The sequence below is a fragment of the Paraburkholderia sp. MM5482-R2 genome, assembly GCF_050436125.1.
Lineage (GTDB): Bacteria > Pseudomonadota > Gammaproteobacteria > Burkholderiales > Burkholderiaceae > Paraburkholderia > Paraburkholderia tuberum.
Window position 1 is genome coordinate 15,284 of the sequence record NZ_JBNDLP010000003.1, and the last position, 18,606, is coordinate 33,889.

Consider the following 18,606-nt stretch of genomic DNA (forward strand, 5'->3'; position numbering starts at 1 on the left):
GTCATGCAAGGCGCAACGGCAGCGTCCGCAAACGCTGCCCCGTCAGTGCGAACACCGCATTGCCCACCGCCGGCGCGATCGGCGGCACGCCCGGCTCGCCGACACCTTGCGGGTGCAGCTGGCTCGGCATGATGTCGACTTCGATCGCAGGGCACCCGTTCATCCGCACGACCGGAAAGTCCACGAAGTTCTTCTGCTGCACCTGGCCGTTGACGATCGTGATCTCGTTCTGCAACGCGCTCGACAACCCGAACACGATGCCGCCTTCCATCTGCTGACGGATCAGGTTCGGATTCACCGGCAAGCCGCAATCGATCACGCACACCACCCGATGCACGCGAATCTGCCGGTTCGCGCCGATCGACACCTCCGCGACCTGCGCGACCACGCTGCCGAACGCCTCGTGCAACGCGACGCCATGAGCGCAACGCGCGCCATCGGCGGCGGGTTTTAGCGGACGCCCCCAGTCGGACAACTTCTCGACACGCTTCAGGACCGCCAGATGACGCGGATGCTGCACGAGCAGCATCGCGCGAAACGCGATCGGGTCCTGGCCTGCCGCGGCGGCGGCTTCGTCGGTGAAGCTCTCGGTGAAGAAGGCCTGATGCGAGTGGCCGACCGAGCGCCAGAAGCCGATCGGCACCGGCAATTCGACTATCTTGTGCGACACGCGCGCGGCCGGCCACTCGTAGGGCTGGTCGAACGCGCCTTCGCAGGTGGTCTTGTCGATCGGGATGCGCGGCACGCCGTAGTAACGCGCGAGCGCATCCGGCACGATCGCCTGGCCCGCCGACTTCGCGTGCCAGGCGACCAGCTTGCCGTGCTCGTCGAAGCCGGCCTGAAGCCATGCCGCGCATGCGGGCCGGTAAAAGTCGTGCGTGAAGTCCTGCGCGCGCGACCAGATGGTTTGCACCGGACGGCCATCGGCCTCGCGCGCGATCGCCGCGGCCTGCGCGACGAAATCGAGTTCGAGGCGCCGGCCGAACGCGCCGCCCAACAACTGCGTCTGTACATCGACGAGATCGACGTCGAGGCCGAGCACTTTCGCCGCATGATGCCGCGCGAGCCGCGGCATCTGCGTCGACACCCAGACGGTCGCTGCGCCGTCCGCGACCTGCACCGTGCAGTTCAGCGGCTCGACCGCGCCATGCGCGAGATACGGTGCGTGATAGACCGCTTCGATCGTGCGCGCCGCGCGACTCATCGCGTTGTCGACGTTGCCGACGTGGTAATACACGTGACCGTCCGTATGGTCGAGCGCCTCGACGAGGCGGCAGTCCACCGCCGCGCTCGACACCTTCGCGGCCGCGCCGTCATGCCAGGTCACGTTGATCGCCTCGACCGCGCTCATCGCGCGAAACGCGTTGTCCGCGATCACTGCCACGCCGCCGGTGCCGCCCGCGTACGGCGGCACGGCGAACGCCTTGATGAAGCCCCGTATCTTTTGCGCGGGCGTCGCGTCGAAATGCGCGACCGTGCCACCGAGCGTCGGACACATCACGACGCTTGCATAGACCAAACCGTCGGGCAACACGTCGATGCCGAAGCGCGCCGCACCGTCGATTTTCGACGCGGCTTCGATGCGCCGCACGGGCTGGCCGATCAGCCTGAAGTCGGCCGGCTGCTTCAGGACGACGCTGCGCGGCAGCGGCTGGCGCGCGGCCATCGACGACAACTCGCCGAACGTCGCCTTGTGCCCCCACGGGTGCAGCACGTAGCCCTTTTCCGCGCGGCATTCGCGGACCGGCACGTCCCAGCGCTCGGCCGCCGCCGCGATCAGCATCACACGCGCCGACGCGCCGGCCTCGCGCATCGGCGTCCAGAGATCGTTCATGCTCGAGGAGCCGCCCGTCATCATCGTGCCGATCTCACGCACTGCCTTGCTCGTGATCCACACGGTGCCGCGCCGGATGTAGCTGTCGTCGTCGGGGCGAAACGGCAGATCGTCGACGATGCTCTGCACCGCGTTGTAGATCCGGTCGATCGGCGCCTCTTCGACTTTCACCTGCGGCCAGTCGGCGTCGAGCTCCTCGGCGAGCAGCATCGCAAGCCCCGTATGGATGCCCTGCCCCATTTCGGCCTTCGGCACCATGATCGTCACGCGGTTGTCGGCGTCGATCTTGACCCAGCCGTTTAGCCCAACCTGAGTGCCTTGCGTCGGCAGCGGCGTCGACGTCATCAGGCGCTGGCGCGGCGGCACCACGGCCCAGCCGACCAGCAGCCCGCCCAACGCACTGGCGCCGCCAAGCAGAAAGGTTCTGCGCGTCAACATGGCATGGCTCGCCCGGCTGGCTCGATGGTAGGAAAGCGGCGACAGCGCCGATGCACCCGTCTTTGTCTGCGAATAGTAATAAGACGAATCGGCGAGCGTGAGACTTAAATGCGCGCGTGAACCTCGAGCGGCCGTGCGGCGTGGGAAGGCGGGGACTGAAAGCGGCGGGGGAAAGTCGTGGGGTGTTTCATTAACTGCGGCCGCGCAGAGGCGGCGGTGTGCCGGCGTAAGTCACCGCCGGTACACCGCGAACCTTGCGCTTGAGTCAATCAGGCGATCATGCGACCGGATCAACGGCGGTTCGAACCCGACACCACGTCGATCCACACGGCCAGCACGAGGATGCCGCCCTTCACGATCATCTGCCAGAACGCGTCGACGTCGAGCATGGACATGCCGTTGTCGAGGCTCGCCATGACGAGCGCGCCGATCAGCGCGCCATACACGGTGCCGGAGCCGCCGCGCATCGAGGTGCCGCCGATAAAGCACGCGGCGATCGCGTCGAGTTCGCCCATCGAGCCCGCCGACGGCGAACCGGCCGCGAGCCGCGCCGTGTTGACGATGCCGGCAAACGCGCACATCAGCCCCATCAGCGCGAAGATCGCGAGCTTCACGCGGTCGGTGTTGACACCCGACAGCCGCGTCGCTTCGAGGTTCGAGCCGACCGCGTAGATGCGGCGTCCGAACACGGTCTGCGTCGAGATCCACGTGAAGACGCCGAGCAGCGCGAGCAGCAGCAACACCGGCACCGGAATGCCGCCGTAAGTGTCGAGCATCGCGATGAAGCCGGCGAGAATCGCGCCTGCGCCGATCACCTTCGCGACGTCCTGCCAGAACGGCACGACGCGCAACTGATAACGCTGCCGATTCGCGCGCTGGCGGATCGTCAGGAATGCCAGCAGCAGGAACAGCACGACGGCGAGCGTGTCGCCGGCGAGCCGCGGGAGGTAGCCCTGGCCGACGAACACGAAGCTGTCCGACACCGGCGCGATCGTCGACCCTCCGGTAATGCCGAGCAGAATGCCGCGATACGCGAGCATGCCGCCGAGCCCGACGATAAACGACGGCACGCGCCGATACGTCGACCACCAGCCGTTGAACATGCCGACCCCGATGCCGAGCAGCAACACGACCGGAATCGTCACGCCGATCGGCCAGTGCCGGTTCACGTCGAGAATCGCCGCGACGCCGCCGAGCAAACCGAGCAGCGATCCGACCGACAGATCGATTTCACCGGCGATGATCACGAACACCATGCCGCACGCGAGCATGCCGGTAATCGACATCTGCCGCAGCAGATTCGACAGATTGCGCGGCGTGACGAACGCGCCGTGCGTGAGCGCCGAAAAGAAAATCCAGATCACGGCGACGGCGATCAGCAGCGCGAGAATCTTGTAGCGCGCGAACAGTTGCTGGATCCGTTGCGTGCCGCCGAATGCGCCTCGCGGCGCGGCGTTGTCGGTGCGTTGGGAAGTTACTTCGGGAGTCATGCGGCACTCGCTGCGGTTGGGTTCGAAGATAGGTGCACGGGGCGGATCGCGGCGCCGAGAATGTCTTCCTGCGTGAGACCGTCGTTGATGAAGTCGCCGCGCAACTCGCCTTCGCCGATCACGAGCACTCGGTCGCTGATGCCGAGCACTTCCGGCAATTCGGACGACACCATCACGATCGACATGCCGCGCTGCGCCAGCTGGAAGATCAGCTTGTAGATCTCGTATTTGGCGCCGACGTCGACGCCGCGTGTCGGTTCGTCGAGAATCAGCACGGTCGGGTTGGTCAGCAGCATGCGCGTGAGCACGGCCTTCTGCTGATTGCCGCCCGACAGACTTGCAATCGATAACATCGGATTCGCGGCGCGCACGGAAAGCCGTTTCATTTCCGTCTGAATCGTGTCGAGTTCGGCCGCGGAATCGATACGTCCGCCCGACGCGAAACGCTGCAACACCGCAAGCGTGATGTTATGGCCGACGCTCATGCCGGGCACGATGCCGTGGCGTTTGCGATCCTCGGGCACCATCGCGATGCCGGCGCGAATCGCGTCGATCGGCGCACGAATTTTCAGCGGCTTGCCGTCGAGCACGACGTGCGCCTCGCTGATGCCTGCATACGCGCCGAAAACCGCCTGCATCAGTTCGGTGCGGCCCGCGCCGACGAGCCCGGCGACACCGAGAATTTCGCCGCGCCGCAACGAGAACGACACGTCGTCCACGCGCTTGCGGCGCGGATTCGTCACGTCGAAACAGGTCACGTTGCGCGCTTCGAAGATCACGTCGCCGATCGGATGCGGCTCGCGCGGAAACAGGTTCTTGATCTCTCGGCCGACCATCAGCGAGATGATCCGCTCGGTCGTCAGGGCGTGCATCGGCTCGGTCGCGACATGGCGGCCGTCGCGAATCACGCTGATCGTGTCGCAGACGGCCGCGACTTCGTCGAGCTTGTGCGAAATGTACACGCAGGCAATGCCGCGCCTTTTCAGATCGCGCACGATATCGAGCAGAATCGCGATTTCGGAGGCGGTCAGCGACGACGACGGTTCGTCGAGGATCAGCAGCTTTGCGCGCTTGTTCAGCGCCTTCGCGATTTCGATCAGCTGCTGATGGCCGCCCCCGTAGTTCATCACGGGCTGCGCGGCGTTGATGCCGCTGATGCCGAGTTCGCGCAACAGTTCGTCGGCACGCTGATACATCGCCGCGTAGTTCATGCGGCCGCCGGGCAGCGTGATTTCGTTGCCGAGAAAGATGTTTTCCGCGACCGACAACTCCGGCACGAGCATCAGTTCCTGGTGGATGATGATGATGCCCGCGCGTTCGGTGTCGCGTACGCTCGCGGCCTTCAGCGGCTGGCCTTCCCAGGTTATTTCGCCATCCCACGTACCGTGCGGATACACGCCGGACAGCACCTTCATCAGCGTCGATTTGCCCGCGCCGTTTTCGCCGCACAGGCCCACGCATTCGCCCGGCGATACGGTCAGATCGATGCCGTCGAGCGCCTTCACGCCGGAAAAAGCTTTGACGATGCCGCGCATCGTCAGAACAGGTTGCGTCATTCGCTATGCCTCGCTGCAAGTTGGGCCGATGTTCGATCACGCTCCCGGGCGCGATGACCCGGGAGCGTGGCGTTCACATAGCCCGTCTCTGTGTTATTTGCTCGCGAGTTGCTCTTGCGTGTAGAAGCCGTCCTTCACGACGGTGTCGAGGTTCGCCTTGGTCAGCTTGGTCGGCTGCAGCAGCACCGTATCGACCTTCTTCTTGCCGTTGTCGTATTGCGCGTTGAACGCCGGCTTGTCACCCTTGGCAAGCGCGACCGACAGCTTCGCCGCTTCGCTCGCGATCAGCTTCAGCGGCTTGTAGACCGTCATCGTCTGCGTGCCGGCCGCCACGCGCTTCACGGCAGCGAGGTCGGCATCCTGACCCGAGATCGGTACCTTGCCCGCGAGGCCCTGCGCGGCGAGCGCCTGGATCGCGCCGCCCGCGGTGCCGTCATTCGACGCGACGACTGCGTCGATCTTGTTGTTGTTCGCGGTCAGCGCGTCTTCCATGATGCGCAGCGCGGTCGATGCGCTCCACTCCGGCACCCACTGCTGGCCGACCACCTTGATGTCACCCTTGTCGATCGCCGGTTGCAGCACCTTCAACTGGCCCTTGCGCAGCATCTTCGCGTTGTTGTCGGTCGGCGCGCCGCCGAGCAGGAAGTAGTTGCCCTTCGGCCGCACGTCATAGACGCCCTGCGCCTGCATCTCGCCGACCTTCTCGTTGTCGAACGAGATATAGGCGTCGATATCGGCGTCGAGAATCAGGCGGTCATACGACACGACCTTGATGCCCGCTTTGCGTGCTTCGGCCACGACGTTGCCGAGCGTTTTCGAGTTGAACGGCACGATCACAATCACGTCGACGCCGCGCGAGATCAGGTTTTCGATCTGCGAGATCTGGCGCTCTTCGCTCGCATCGGCCGATTGCACCGACACCTTCGCGCCGAGCTTTTCCGCCGCGGCGACGAAATAGTCGCGATCGCGCGACCAGCGCTCGACGCGCAGATCGTCGATACAGAAGCCGATTTCCGGATGAGCCTTGCTGGCGTGCGCGAGCGGCGCGGCGAGCGACAGGCTGGCGAGTACCGCGCCGCACAACAGCGAACTCAGGACGTTACGACGCATTGCGAATTTCATTGATGTCTCCTTTTTGTGTAGTGATAGCCGGAATACCGGACATATCGGTCTGCGCTGCGAGCCGCAGACTCGGACAAGCGACAACCCACAGCTTGCTGGTGCGCGCGGTCGACGTGGCCGCGCGATCTTTATTCAACGTCCGCTATAAATCGCCTGATTTACGATGTTTTCCATGTGTTCCTGTTGCCCGCTCACATGCCGCGGATTCAGATCGCGCGCCAGCGTGTCCGCCGCAAGCGTCGACAGCGAGTAGTCGCCGGACAGGATCTTGCGGCCGAACTCGCCATCCCAGCCCGCGTAGCGTTGCCGCTTGAACTGCTCGAGGCGCTCGTTTTCGACCAGCACCGCGGCGCGTTCGAGGCCTAGCGCGAGGTTGTCGATTGCGCCGACGTGGCCATAAAACAGGTCTTCCGCATCGACACTCTGGCGCCGCACTTTCGCATCGAAGTTCATGCCGCCGCTCGTGAAACCGCCGTGGCGCAGGATTTCGTAGAAGGCCAGCGTGAGTTCCTCGACGCTGTTGGGAAATTGGTCGGTGTCCCAGCCATTTTGCGGATCGCCGCGATTCGCATCGACGCTACCGAAGATGCCGAGCGCAAATGCGGTCGCAATCTCGTGATGGAACGAGTGCCCCGCGAGCGTCGCGTGATTCGCCTCGATGTTGACGCGAATCTCCTTGTCGAGGCCGTGCTGCAGCAGAAAGCCGTGCACGGTCGCGACGTCGTGGTCGTATTGATGCTTGGTCGGCTCCTGCGGCTTCGGCTCGATCAGCAGCGCGCCCTTGAAACCGATCCGGTGCTTGTGTTCGACCACCATGTGCAGGAAGCGCGCGAACTGCTCGCGCTCGCGCACGAGGTCGGTGTTCAGCAGCGTGTCGTAGCCTTCGCGGCCACCCCACAACACGTAGTTTTCACCGCCGAGGCGCAGCGTCGCGTCGAGCGCATGACGCACCTGGGTCGCCGCAAAGGCGAAAACCTCCGGATTCGGATTGGTCGCGGCGCCGGCCGCGTAACGCGGGTGCGAAAACAGATTCGCGGTGCCCCAAAGCAATTTGACACCGGTATCCTGCTGCTTGCGCGCGAGGTAGTCGGACACGCGCAGGAAGTTCTCGCTGTATTCCTTCACGCTCGCGCCTTCGGGCGCGACGTCGGTATCGTGGAACGTGTAGTACGGCGTGCCGAGCTTCGAGAAGAATTCGAACGCGGCGTCGGCCTTCTGCAGCGCCCGCTCCATTGCGTCGCCGGGTTGCTGCCACGGCCGCAGGAACGCGCCCTGACCGAAGATATCGACGCCGGGCCATACGAAGGTATGCCAGTAGCAGACGGCGATACGCAGATGTTCCTCGAGCGTCTTGCCGAGTACCTTCCTCGTTTTGTCGTAGTGACGATACGCGAGCGGGTTGTCCGATTGCGGGCCTTCGTAACGGATCTCTGGAATGTGTTCGAAGTAGGACATCGGCGTCTCCAATGTATGCTGCGTTGCAACCCACGCGAGAAGCCGCGCAGGCCGACAAAGTGACGCCATGCTGCCGCTTGCACGATGTGCCGGCAATTGCGAAATTGCGCAGCGCGCTTGATGTTTCTTACCGCCCGCGCGTTTGTTTACTGCCGTCGCGCGATTCGGCGCCTAGAATAACCAGACGCTTAAAAACGGGGTTGCTCCCAGACACCCGACACAATGGAGACAAAGGCGCGTGGTCCATCGAGCCACCCGCCGCTCACCGCCATGACCCGTCCACAAGCACCTCAGACAACCCATCGCATCGCGCTGCTGTTCAACGCGAACAAGGTCTACGATCGCGAGATCATCACCGGCATCGGCAACTACCTGCTGTCGACGCGCGTCGCATGGGATCTCTTCCTCGAAGAAGACTTCCGCTGCCGGCTCGCGGGTATCCAGCGCTTCGACGGCGACGGCATCATCGCGGACTTCGACGATCCCGCCGTCGACGAAGCCCTGCGCGACTGTCCACTGCCGGTGGTCGCGGTCGGTTCGTCGTACGAGGATCCGACGCAGTACCCCCCGGATTTACCCTATATCGCGACCGACAACAGCAAGCTCGTGTCGCTCGCGTACACGCACCTGATCGGCGCGGGCCTCGAAAACTTCGCGCTGTACAGCCTGCCGCAGGCGCAGGAAAACCGTTGGGCGCAACAGCGCGAACTCGCCTTCGCGCATCTGCGCAGCGCCGACGGACGCAGCGCGGCGCAGATCGATAGCGAGATCTATCGCGGTCTGTCGACGAGCGCGCCGTCCTGGAACCAGGCCATCGAACAGCTGACCACCTGGCTGCGGCAACTGCCGAAGCCGGTCGGCATCATCGCGGTGACCGACGCGCGTGCGCGGCATTTGCTGCAGGCATGTCTGATCGCGGGCATTCCGGTGCCCGAGGAAGTCGCGATCATCGGCATCGACAACGATCCGCTCACGCGGACGCTGACGCGCATTCCGCTGTCGTCGGTGATCCAGGGTACCGAGGAAATGGGCCGTACCGCCGCGCACATCCTGCATCAGATGCTGCACGGCGCGCGCTTTCCGGGGCGCCGCATTCTGGTGCCGCCGGTCGGCATCCATGTGCTCGAATCGACGCGGCATCAGCCGCTCGCGAGTCCTTACGTGATGCGCGCCCGCCATTTCATTCGCCAGTACGCGTGCCAGGGCATCCGCACCGAGCAGGTGGCCGACTATGTGGGCGTGTCGCGTTCGTCGCTCGAAGAGTATTTCCGGCGCGAGCGTCAGTGCACCGTGCATCAGGAGATCCTGCGCCACAAGCTCGACGTCGCGAAGTCGCTGCTCGCGAAACGCGATGCGTCGAGCGCGGAAGTCGCGATCCGTTGCGGCTTCACGTCGCTGCAATACATGTACGCGGTATTCCGCCGCGAACTCGGCTGCACGCCGCGCGAATACCAGGAGCGCGTGGGCCCGAAGACCAAAACCGCTGGCTGAGCATGCTTTCTATTTTTTCTTCGCACTGACCACATGATCAGCATCGCACAACTCTCTTCCGAGCCGTGGGGCACGCTGCAGGGCGGCGATCGCGTACGGCTTTACACGTTGCGCAACGCGCACGGCATGAAAGTCGCCATCAGCGACCTCGGCGCGACGCTGGTTTCGTGGCACGCACCGGATCGCGCCGGACGTCTCGGCGATATTCTGCTCGGTCACGACACGCCCGCCGAATACGTGGCGGCCTCGACCTACATGGGCGGACTGATCGGCCGCTGGGCGAATCGCATTGCGGGCGCGCGCTTTTCGCTCGACGGCATCGAGTACACGCTCGATCGCAACGAAGGTCCGAATCTGCTGCACGGCGGCACGGTCGGTTTTCATCGGGCGTTGTGGGAGGTCGCCGAGGACGACGGCGCGTTGCTGATGCGGCTCGAGTCGCCCGAAGGCGATGCCGGTTTTCCGGGCAACGTGACGGTGCAAGTACGCTATTCGCTCGACGACGACGGCACGCTCACGATCGGCTACGAAGCGATCACCGACGCGCCGACGCCGCTCAATCTGACGAGCCATCCCTACTTCAACCTGACCGGGCGCGCGGGCACCGACATTCGCGGCCACGTGCTGTCGATCGACGCCGAGCGCTTTTTCGAAGTCGACGCGACGATGATTCCGTGCAAGCTCGCCGACGTCGCGGGCAACGCATTCGACTTCCGGCAGAGCGCGCCGATCGGCGGCCGGCTCGACTGGCCGCACGCGCAACTCGCGCGCGCCGGCGGCTTCGATCATTGCTACGTGCTGCGCGAGGCGCCGGCAAACGCGATGCAGGGCAACGACGGCCACGCGCCGCCGCTGCGCGAAGTCGCCTGGGCATACGATCCGGGCAGCGGACGCGAACTGACCGTCGCGACCGATCAGCGGGGCTTGCAGTTTTACACGGGCAACGCGTTGAACGGCAACCCGGGACGCGGCGGTGTCCGCTATCAACGGCACGCCGGCTTGTGCCTCGAGGCGGGCGGTTTCCCGAACGAGGTCAATATGACCGGGCACAACGAAGTGATCGTGCGACCCGGAGATACTTATCGGCAAATCACGAGTTATCGCGTCGATGTGCGCAAAGGTGTGTGACCAGATTTACGGCCGCTTTTGCGCTGTTTTACGAGAACCCGCGACGGCGAGATTACAGCTCGCCGACTACCCGTTCTTTGCAATACTGAATTAGTCGGCTAGTGGTTTTCCCCAAGTTCACCCCCCTCTAGACTGCGCTTATGGCACCGGTATCGCTGCGGTGCCGGATAGACAACTACGGAGGGAAACATCATGAAATCGCTTATCCAGGCAGTTGCGCTTACGGCCCTGATCGCTGCGCCGGTCGCGTCGTTCGCGCAATCGGAACAGCCGATCACGCGGGCCGAGGTCAAGGCACAGGTGCAGCAACTCGAACAGATTGGCTATAACCCGGCCATCGTGCTCGATGCCCAGTATCCCGCGGACATCCAGGCGGCCGAGGCACGCGTCTCCGCGATGAACGCGAAGGGCCAAGGCGACACGTCTGGCTATGGGTCGTCGATGGGCGGATCATCGCAAGCGGGCCATCATCCGATGTGGGTCAATCCGGACGGTCAGTGACGAGTCCCGAACGTATAGCGAATGTCCGTAGCGAGGAAAGATTCTCGAGTTAACGGCCCTTTCCCCTCTTTGCGGTTTTCGCCGTTTCGAACCGATATGAAGCGGGCGCATGTTTTCAAGGCATGCGCCCGCTCTTTACGTTTATGCGGCACTAACAACGTACCGCCAATTCTGACGCCGCGGCAGATTCACCCAGCCCGTGCCTGCGGGCATTCCGCCTGATACCAGATGTCCACCTGCCTCTGCGCGCGCTCGAGACTCGCCGGATAGTCAGGATCAAAGCGTCGTTCAGGGTGGTAGCCCGCTTGCTGCAGCGCTGTCAGTTCGCTCATGCTCCGCTGGTGCGTGGCCGGTGCCTTGTTCCTGAGGTCGGTCAGATCGCGGCATTGCGTTGCACTCAGATGCGTTTGCGCGCCGCCATTCCCGCCGCCCGCGGCGCAGCCAACGAGCGTGAGCAGCAACACGGCAGGGATCGACCGCATCCGGGTCGTGATGTTCATGTTGTGCCTCCTTTGGGGAAATGACCTCGTCGCGAATGCCGTCTTCCCACGCGGCCCTTCGCATCTCTGAACCGGCTTCTTCGCCTGTCGTCATTTTGAATTATTGGAAACGTCTGTGAAAGTCGCCACCCATTTCATCAACCACGGTTGCGATACGGACATAGACTTTCCCCTGGTGAATGCCGATTCGCCTGCGCAACAGTTGGCCCGGCGTTTTCCCCTCAACGAGGGAGCCGCTCCCTCACACCAAGGAGACATGCGATGCCCCGCACCGCCGCTGAAAAACGCGCCGCTTTCCGCGCGCTGCACTCGTCTGGCTGTTTCGTGCTGCCCAATCCGTGGGACGCGGGCAGCGCCCGTTATCTGCATACACTCGGCTTCAAGGCGCTCGCGACGACGAGTTCCGGTTTTGCGTGGTCGACCGGACATGCGGACAACACATTGCCGCGCGAAACGATCCTCGCGCACCTGCGCGCAATCGTCGACGCGACCGATCTGCCGGTCAACGCCGACTTCGAAAACGGCTTCGGCCGCGACCCGGAAGAAGTCGCCGAGAGCGTGACGCTCGCGGTGGAAACGGGCGTCGCGGGTCTGTCGATCGAGGACTCGACCGGCAACCCCGCCGCGCCGCTGTTTCCGGTCGACGTCGCCGTGCAGCGGCTCAGCGCGGCGCGACGTGCGATCGATCAGAACGGCGGCGACACGCTACTCGTCGGCCGCGCGGAGAATTTCTTCGCCGGCAAGCCCGATCTCGACGATGCCATTGCCCGTCTGAAGGCCTATGCGGCGGCGGGCGCCGACTGCCTGTATGCGCCCGGCATCCAGACGCGCGAGCAGATCGAAGCGGTGCTCGCGGCCGTCGCGCCGAAGCCCGTCAATCTGCTGATCGGCTCGACATCGACCCTGACGTTGCAGGACGTGGCCGCGCTCGGCGTGCGGCGGATCAGCGTCGGCGGCGGGCTCGCGCGCGCGGCGTGGGGTGGCTTCATGCACGCCGCTCAGGCGCTGGCCGATGGCCGCTTCGACTTCACCGGCGCGACGGCGGGCACCCAGCTCAATGAGCTTTTCAATCGCAGCGCGTGAAAACGCCGCGCAAAGGACGCCTCATCAACGTGAGATCGCCACGCTGCGTCGAACTCATTGGAAAAGCCGCGACGTTTCCGATGAGAAAAGCACACGAACGCCTGAATCGGCGCACAAAGGCCCCGGCCACGCCAAATGTTATGATCGGAAACATTATTCGCCCGATCAAGCGCATACCCGACCAGCAGCAAGCCTCATGGACACCCACCTCACCAAATCCGCCGACACGTCCTCCACCGATCTCGGCCGGCGCGTGCGCGCCGCCCGTCAAGCGCAGGATCTGACGCTCGAAACCGCGAGCCGCCTGTGCGGTGTCTCGCGCTCGACGCTGTCGAAAGTCGAAAACGGCCTGATGTCCCCCACGTTCGACGTGCTGCAAAAAATCGTGCTGGGCCTGAAGATCGAAATTGGCGAACTGTTCGGCTCGACGCCGAAAGTCAGCGCGAGCGGCCGGCGCGCGCTGACGCGCAAGAACGAAGGCCAACGCCACGCTTATCGCGGCTATCAGATGGAGTTGCTCGCCACCGACCTGGCCCACAAGGCGATGCTGCCGTTTCGCATCCGCATCTCGGCGCACACGCTCGATGCATTCGACGACTGGGGCCGCCACGAAGGCGAGGAGTTTCTCTACGTGATCAGCGGCAGCGTGTGCCTCTATTCGGAGCTGTACGCGCCGACACATCTGAACACGGGCGACAGCCTCTACTTCGACAGCCGCACGGGTCACGCGGCGGTGTCGACCAGCGAGGAAGACGCCGAAGTCTTGTGGATGGCGACCAATGCGGACCTTCCGCATACACCGCCTGCCGCGAACGAGTCAGCGAAGAAATAAAATAGCGCGCCCTGCACTCAGCGCGCACTCAGCGCGTCGCCAGCGCCCGTTGCGCGAGTTGCGCGATATGCAGTGCGTGTCGCCCTGTGCCGTGCTCGATCTGCTCGCGACAACTGAAGCCGTTGGTCAGCACGATCGTTTCCGCATTCGCCGCCATAGCGTCGCGCACGGCCTCAAACATGTCCTCGCCGATCTTTTCCGACAACGCGTGATGCTCGGCGTTGAAGCCGAACGATCCCGCCATCCCGCAGCAGCCGGTATCGAGCAGCTTCCATCTGACGCCGAGCTTGTTCAGCAACGCCGTGTCGCCCTGCATGCCGAATAGCGCCTTCTGATGACAATGGCCATGCACGATCACATCGGCCGCGAGCGTCGGCCACGCGAACGGCTGACGCGCGACGAATTCGGCAAACAGATATGTTTGCGCGGACAGCTTCTTCGCCAACGCATGATCGGGGAGTTGCTTCAGCAACTCGTCCTTGAACACCGATAGACAGCCAGGCTCCAGACCGACCAGCGGCACGCCGGCGGCGATGTCGTCCGCGAGGTCGTCGACGATATGCGTGAGCAGCTCGCGCGCGCGTTCGAGCAGGCCGAAGTCGTACAGCGGACGCCCGCAACACAAACGTTTCTTCGGCAACACGACGTGCCAGCCGAGTTGCGTGAGCACCTCAGCGGCGGCCTGCGCGATCTCGGGCGTGAAGTGCTCGTTGAATGTATCGACCCACAGGATCACCTTCTTTGCGCCGCCGCCGAGCGCATGAATCGCGGATGCTTGCGACGACGCACTCCGTCTATAAGTTGCAGCGGCGAACCGCGGCAACGCTCGCGTCTGCGCCACGCCCGCGATCCATTTGCCGAGCGCGGACAAACCGGGCGCCGTCGTCAGAAAGTTCGTCGTGCGCGGAAAACGCGCGGCCCACGGTGCCCATTCGCCGATCCGCCCCATGAACAGCGCCTGACGCGGCCGACGATTGTTCTCATAGTAGTGGGAAAGGAACTCCGCCTTGTACGACGCCATATCCGTATGCGTCGGGCAATCGGACTTGCAGCCCTTGCATGCGAGGCAGGTATCGAGCGCTTCTTTCACTTCGCGGCTGTTCCAGCCATCGGCGATCACGTCGCCTTGCAGCATTTCCCAGAACAGATGCGCGCGCCCGCGCGTCGAGTACTGTTCCTCGCGGGTGCCGCGATAGCTCGGACACATCGTGCCGCCTTCGAGCGAGCGGCATTTGCCCATGCCGATGCAGCGTTCGATCGCACGCTGAAAGCCGTCGCCTTCCTGGCTCGCGAACGCGAGCTTCGTATGCAGCGTCACCGGCTTGTACGCAGGGCCCATGCGCAGGTTTTCGTCGGCGCGGTATGCATGCACGACCTTGCCCGGATTCAGACGATTCGCCGGGTCCCAGATCGCCTTGAACTGCTCCATCGCCTGCATCAGCTCGGGGCCGTACATGATCGGCAGAAACTCGGCCTTCGCCTGGCCATCGCCGTGTTCGCCCGACAGCGAGCCGCCAAATTGGACCACCAGTTCCGCCGCTTCGCGCAAGAACCCGCGCCACGTCGCGATACCTTCCGCGCTGCGCAGATCGAACGTGATGCGCGCGTGCACGCAGCCGTCGCCGAAATGGCCGTACAGGCTCGTCTCGTAGCCATGGCGATCGACGAGCGCCTGAAACGCGCGCAGATAATCGCCGAGCCGCAGCGGATCGACCGCCGCGTCTTCCCAGCCGACGACCGGATCGGGCTTGTCGCGATCCACTGACAACGCGACCGCCGACGCCCCCGTCTCGCGAATCGACCACACCTTCGCCTGCAAGGCGCGATCTTCGACGAGCATCGTCGAGATTTGCGGCCCGGCCGCGCCCGATTGGAAATACGCGGCGGCGTCGCGTGCCTGTTGCAGCACCTCGTCCTGCGTGTGCGCGCCGAATTCGAGCACGACCCACGCATCGCCTTCGGGCAGCAGTGCGATCTCGTCCTTCTTCAGGCCGCGCGCCTGCAAGCCGCGAATGATCGCGCGGTCGAGTCCCTCGACTGCGATCGGCCCGCAGCGCATGAAATGCGGCACCGCGTCCGCCGCCGTATAGATGTCGGTGAAGCCGACCACGACGATCACGCGCCTGGCCGGACTCTTCACGAGCCTCACTTTCGCCTGCAACGTGACCGCGCACGTGCCTTCGCTGCCGACGAGCGCACGCGCGACGTTGAAGCCGTTTTCCGGCAGCAGTTGATCTAGATTGAAGCCCGACACGCGCCGCTTGATCTGCGGGAATTTCGCGCGAATCCGTTCGGCGTACGTGTCGCGCAGTTGCTTGAGCGCCGCGTAGATTTCGCCTTGTCGGCCACCCGCCGCGATGATGCGTTCGAGTTCTTCCCCGGAGGTCGGGCCGACCCAGAAACGCGCGCCGTCGAAGGTCGCGATTTCGAGCGCTTCGATGTTCTCGACGGTCTTGCCCGCCATCACCGAATGCGCGCCGCACGAGTTGTTCGCGATCATGCCGCCGAGCGTGCAGCGGCTATGCGTGGCGGGATCGGGCGCGAACGTGAGGCCGTGCTGTTCGGCGGCATCGCGCAAGGAGTCGCACACCACGCCCGGCTCGACGACCGCGACGCCCGCAAGCGGATCGATCGAGACGACGCGGTTCAGATACTTGCTCGCATCGGCCACGACCGCGACGTTCACGCATTGGCCGTTCTGCGACGTGCCGCCACCGCGCGCGAGAAACGGCACGTCGTTGCGACGGCATGCGGCGAGCGTTGCGAGCAGATCGTCGATATCGGCCGGCACCACGACACCGAGCGGGACTTGCCGATAGTTCGACGCATCCGATGCGTACAATGCTTTGGAACCCTGATCGAATCGCACCTCGCCGCGCACGTGCTGGCGCAGGTCGCTTTCGAGCGCCTGCAATAGCTCCGCGCTGGCCGAGAAAGGCGTGGCGACACGCGGTTCATTCAAAGCGCCCCGCTGCGCGCCAACCCGCCGCTCTTCATCCAATGACAATGACGTCCCCACTGCGCACCTCGTCTGCGATGCCGGCGCTCGAGCTGCCGTAAGCGCTCAGGCCGCCTGGCTCGCGGTCATCCGGAAGATACCCTGTGCGTTGCCCGCGTCGAAACGCAGGTCCGTTTCCCAGCGGCGCGCGTCCTGATCGAAACTGCGCTTGCGCGTAATGAATTCGTAGAACGAGCCCGGCACGTCGCGCGTGACGACGCTGCCGTCGGCCGCGCGAAATTCACGCTGCACGACATCCGCGTGATACGCGGTCTGGAACACGCGCCCGGAACGCGAATGTTCGACTTCGGGCTTCATCGGCCGACCCTTCGCCTTCTGTTCGTCCGACAGCTTGAAGACGTCCGCGACGCGATCGGTCGCGTGATTGAACGCGTTACCTTCGGTCGCGATCCACGCCATCTCCGCCGATTCCTTCAACAATACTTCGTAATCGGCTTCGCGTGGCATCTCGTGCTGACGCGCGAACGCACCGACGATCACCGGTAGCAACTCCTGCGCCGCATCGAGCGGCAGCACGCCATCGCGTTCGAGTTCCCACAAGAGGCCATGGGCGCGCGGCGTCAACGGATCGCGCGAGGCACCGATCACGTTCGTCACCGCCTGCTGGAACGCCGCGGAAAAACGCTCCGGGTGCAGTTCGCTGACGAAGAACTGCGCGATCTCGTCGGCGGCGTCCTCATGCGCCCACGCGCGGCCGGTCATGCCGAGACGATCGAGCGGGTAACGGCCGTTGATCCGAAAGCCGAGCGGCCGCAGGATGCGCGCGAACGCGGCCTCGCCGGGCGGCAGCGCGCCGCTGTGCGGCCAGCGCACGGTGCGCAGCGCGCCATGATCGAAGTACACACTGCCGCCGGCGGCGACGGTTTCCTCCGTATAGCGGCGGCCGTTTTCCGAGCGCGCGAGCAGATCGTCGAACAGCGCCATGTTCATCGCCTGTGCGAGTTCGGCGCGCGTGACGCTGCCGCTTTCCCACTCGTTCAACACACGCGGATGATTCAGCGTCGCAAAAAGGCGCGCGGCTTTCTGCGCGCCCAGCAGCTTCACCAGCAGTTGTTCGACGTTCGCATTCTTCAGGTTTCGCATCCGGCTTCTCCACGCTATACGTTGAGCGCTGCACGAGCGCCTCATAACGGGCGAGATTATTCAAAATGCGCTGCGCCCCGTAAAGCGAGATAAACTCGCCACTTGATGCATTTTTGGAATTAACGTGCGAAAGTTCAAGATTCCCAACATGGGCGCGCTGCTCGCGTTCGAAGCCGCCGCGCGCCACCAGAGCTTCACGCATGCGGCGCGCGAACTGTTCCTCACCGAAAGCGCGGTGTCGCGACAGATCAATACGCTCGAAAGCAATCTCGGCGTGCGGCTGTTCGTGCGCGTCAAGCAACGCGTGGTGCTGACGCGCGCGGGCAAGGTCTACAGCGCGCAGGTGCGACGCTCGCTCGAACACCTCGATCGCGACACGCTGTCGATCATCGCGCACGGCAGCGGCGGCGGCTATCTGGAACTCGCGGTATTGCCGACGTTCGCATCGCAGTGGTTAATTCCGCGCATGGCAACATTCAATGAACAATACCCGGACGTGCGCGTGAACATGGGCGTGCGTACCGCGACGTTCCCGTTCGCCGAGACGCATTTCGAAGCGGCAATTCATTACGGCAAGTCGACGTGGCCGGGTACGTCGGCCGATTTGCTCTTCCGCGAGGAAGTGGTGCCGATCTGCGCGGCGAGTCTGCTGAAGCGGCCGGTCCGCAACGTCGCCGAACTACTGAACTATCCGCTGCTGCATTCGACGACGCGACCCGACGGCTGGGCGAGCTGGTTCGCGAATCTCGGCATCGACGACAACCGCACGATGCAGGGCGTGCGCTACGAACTGCACACGATGCTGATCAGCGCTGCCGCGGCCGGACTCGGCATCGCGCTGGTGCCGCGCTTTTTCGTCGACACGCAGTTGCAGCAGTTCGGTCTCGTGATTCCGTTCGACACACCCGCGCTCGCCGAGGCCGCGTACTACCTTGTCTATCCGACCGAGTTGAGTCACGGCAAGCCGCTCGCGAGTTTCCGCGAGTGGCTGCTGCGTGAGGCCGCCGCATACGGCGCGATTTATCCGGAGTTGGTGGAGCGGCCCGAGGGGGCGTGACGCGACGAAAGCCGCAT

At 64.2% G+C, this 18,606-nt stretch carries 14 protein-coding genes; 6 read left to right on the forward strand and 8 right to left on the reverse strand.

Features of this window, described 5'->3' with window-relative positions; all coding sequences use genetic code 11:
- Window position 1: 1 nt before the first annotated feature.
- From OKW37_RS22175 to xylA, 5 genes are all read right to left on the reverse strand, one after another.
- Window positions 2-2,272: a molybdopterin cofactor-binding domain-containing protein gene (locus tag OKW37_RS22175; RefSeq protein ID WP_429403796.1), complete on the reverse strand. Its 2,271-nt coding sequence runs from the start codon at window positions 2,270-2,272 to the stop codon at window positions 2-4.
- 290 nt (window positions 2,273-2,562) lie between these two features.
- Window positions 2,563-3,762 carry a sugar ABC transporter permease gene (locus OKW37_RS22180; RefSeq protein WP_184057422.1) on the reverse strand — a complete coding sequence of 400 codons (1,200 nt, stop codon included), beginning with the start codon at window positions 3,760-3,762 and terminating at the stop codon, window positions 2,563-2,565.
- A complete protein-coding gene (gene xylG, locus OKW37_RS22185) occupies window positions 3,759-5,318 on the reverse strand; it encodes a D-xylose ABC transporter ATP-binding protein (protein ID WP_429403797.1) in 1,560 nt (519 codons plus the stop codon). Before xylG ends, OKW37_RS22180 begins: the two co-directional genes overlap by 4 nt.
- Window positions 5,319-5,411: 93 nt before the next feature.
- The gene (gene xylF, locus OKW37_RS22190; RefSeq protein ID WP_184036310.1) at window positions 5,412-6,440 is read right to left on the reverse strand and encodes a D-xylose ABC transporter substrate-binding protein; all 1,029 of its coding nucleotides are present in this window, start codon (window positions 6,438-6,440) and stop codon (window positions 5,412-5,414) included.
- A gap of 132 nt (window positions 6,441-6,572) precedes the next feature.
- The gene (gene xylA / locus OKW37_RS22195) at window positions 6,573-7,895 is read right to left on the reverse strand and encodes a xylose isomerase (RefSeq protein WP_429403798.1); all 1,323 of its coding nucleotides are present in this window, start codon (window positions 7,893-7,895) and stop codon (window positions 6,573-6,575) included.
- 270 nt (window positions 7,896-8,165) lie between these two features.
- On the opposite strand from xylA, the gene OKW37_RS22200 reads away from it, so the two are divergent.
- From OKW37_RS22200 to OKW37_RS22210, 3 genes are all read left to right on the forward strand, one after another.
- Entirely contained in the window at window positions 8,166-9,386 is a 1,221-nt protein-coding gene (locus OKW37_RS22200) for a XylR family transcriptional regulator (protein ID WP_429403799.1), read from the forward strand.
- 33 nt (window positions 9,387-9,419) lie between these two features.
- Entirely contained in the window at window positions 9,420-10,514 is a 1,095-nt protein-coding gene (locus tag OKW37_RS22205) for an aldose epimerase family protein (RefSeq protein WP_184057428.1), read from the forward strand.
- 192 nt (window positions 10,515-10,706) lie between these two features.
- A complete protein-coding gene (locus OKW37_RS22210) occupies window positions 10,707-11,015 on the forward strand; it encodes a DUF4148 domain-containing protein (RefSeq protein ID WP_018424216.1) in 309 nt (102 codons plus the stop codon).
- 188 nt (window positions 11,016-11,203) lie between these two features.
- Here OKW37_RS22210 and OKW37_RS22215 read toward each other — a convergent pair whose 3' ends face one another.
- Window positions 11,204-11,515 (reverse strand): hypothetical protein, encoded by a 312-nt coding sequence (locus tag OKW37_RS22215; RefSeq protein ID WP_429403800.1) that lies wholly within the window; start codon window positions 11,513-11,515, stop codon window positions 11,204-11,206.
- 261 nt (window positions 11,516-11,776) lie between these two features.
- On the opposite strand from OKW37_RS22215, the gene OKW37_RS22220 reads away from it, so the two are divergent.
- Together OKW37_RS22220 and OKW37_RS22225 are read left to right on the forward strand one after the other, a co-directional pair.
- Entirely contained in the window at window positions 11,777-12,598 is an 822-nt protein-coding gene (locus OKW37_RS22220; RefSeq protein WP_429403801.1) for an isocitrate lyase/PEP mutase family protein, read from the forward strand.
- A 196-nt stretch (window positions 12,599-12,794) separates the two neighbouring features.
- On the forward strand, window positions 12,795-13,430 hold the full coding sequence (locus tag OKW37_RS22225) for a helix-turn-helix domain-containing protein (protein WP_090808454.1): 636 nt from the start codon (window positions 12,795-12,797) through the stop codon (window positions 13,428-13,430).
- A gap of 28 nt (window positions 13,431-13,458) precedes the next feature.
- Here OKW37_RS22225 and OKW37_RS22230 read toward each other — a convergent pair whose 3' ends face one another.
- Both OKW37_RS22230 and OKW37_RS22235 read right to left on the reverse strand, forming a co-directional pair.
- Entirely contained in the window at window positions 13,459-16,431 is a 2,973-nt protein-coding gene (locus tag OKW37_RS22230) for an FAD-binding and (Fe-S)-binding domain-containing protein (RefSeq protein ID WP_429404384.1), read from the reverse strand.
- Window positions 16,432-16,494: 63 nt separating this feature from the next.
- Window positions 16,495-17,532: a DUF1338 domain-containing protein gene (locus OKW37_RS22235; RefSeq protein WP_429403802.1), complete on the reverse strand. Its 1,038-nt coding sequence runs from the start codon at window positions 17,530-17,532 to the stop codon at window positions 16,495-16,497.
- A 124-nt stretch (window positions 17,533-17,656) separates the two neighbouring features.
- Here OKW37_RS22235 and OKW37_RS22240 point away from each other — a divergent pair, with 124 nt between their 5' ends.
- A complete protein-coding gene (locus tag OKW37_RS22240) occupies window positions 17,657-18,589 on the forward strand; it encodes a LysR substrate-binding domain-containing protein (RefSeq protein WP_429403803.1) in 933 nt (310 codons plus the stop codon).
- The last annotated feature ends 17 nt before the right edge of the window (window positions 18,590-18,606 follow it).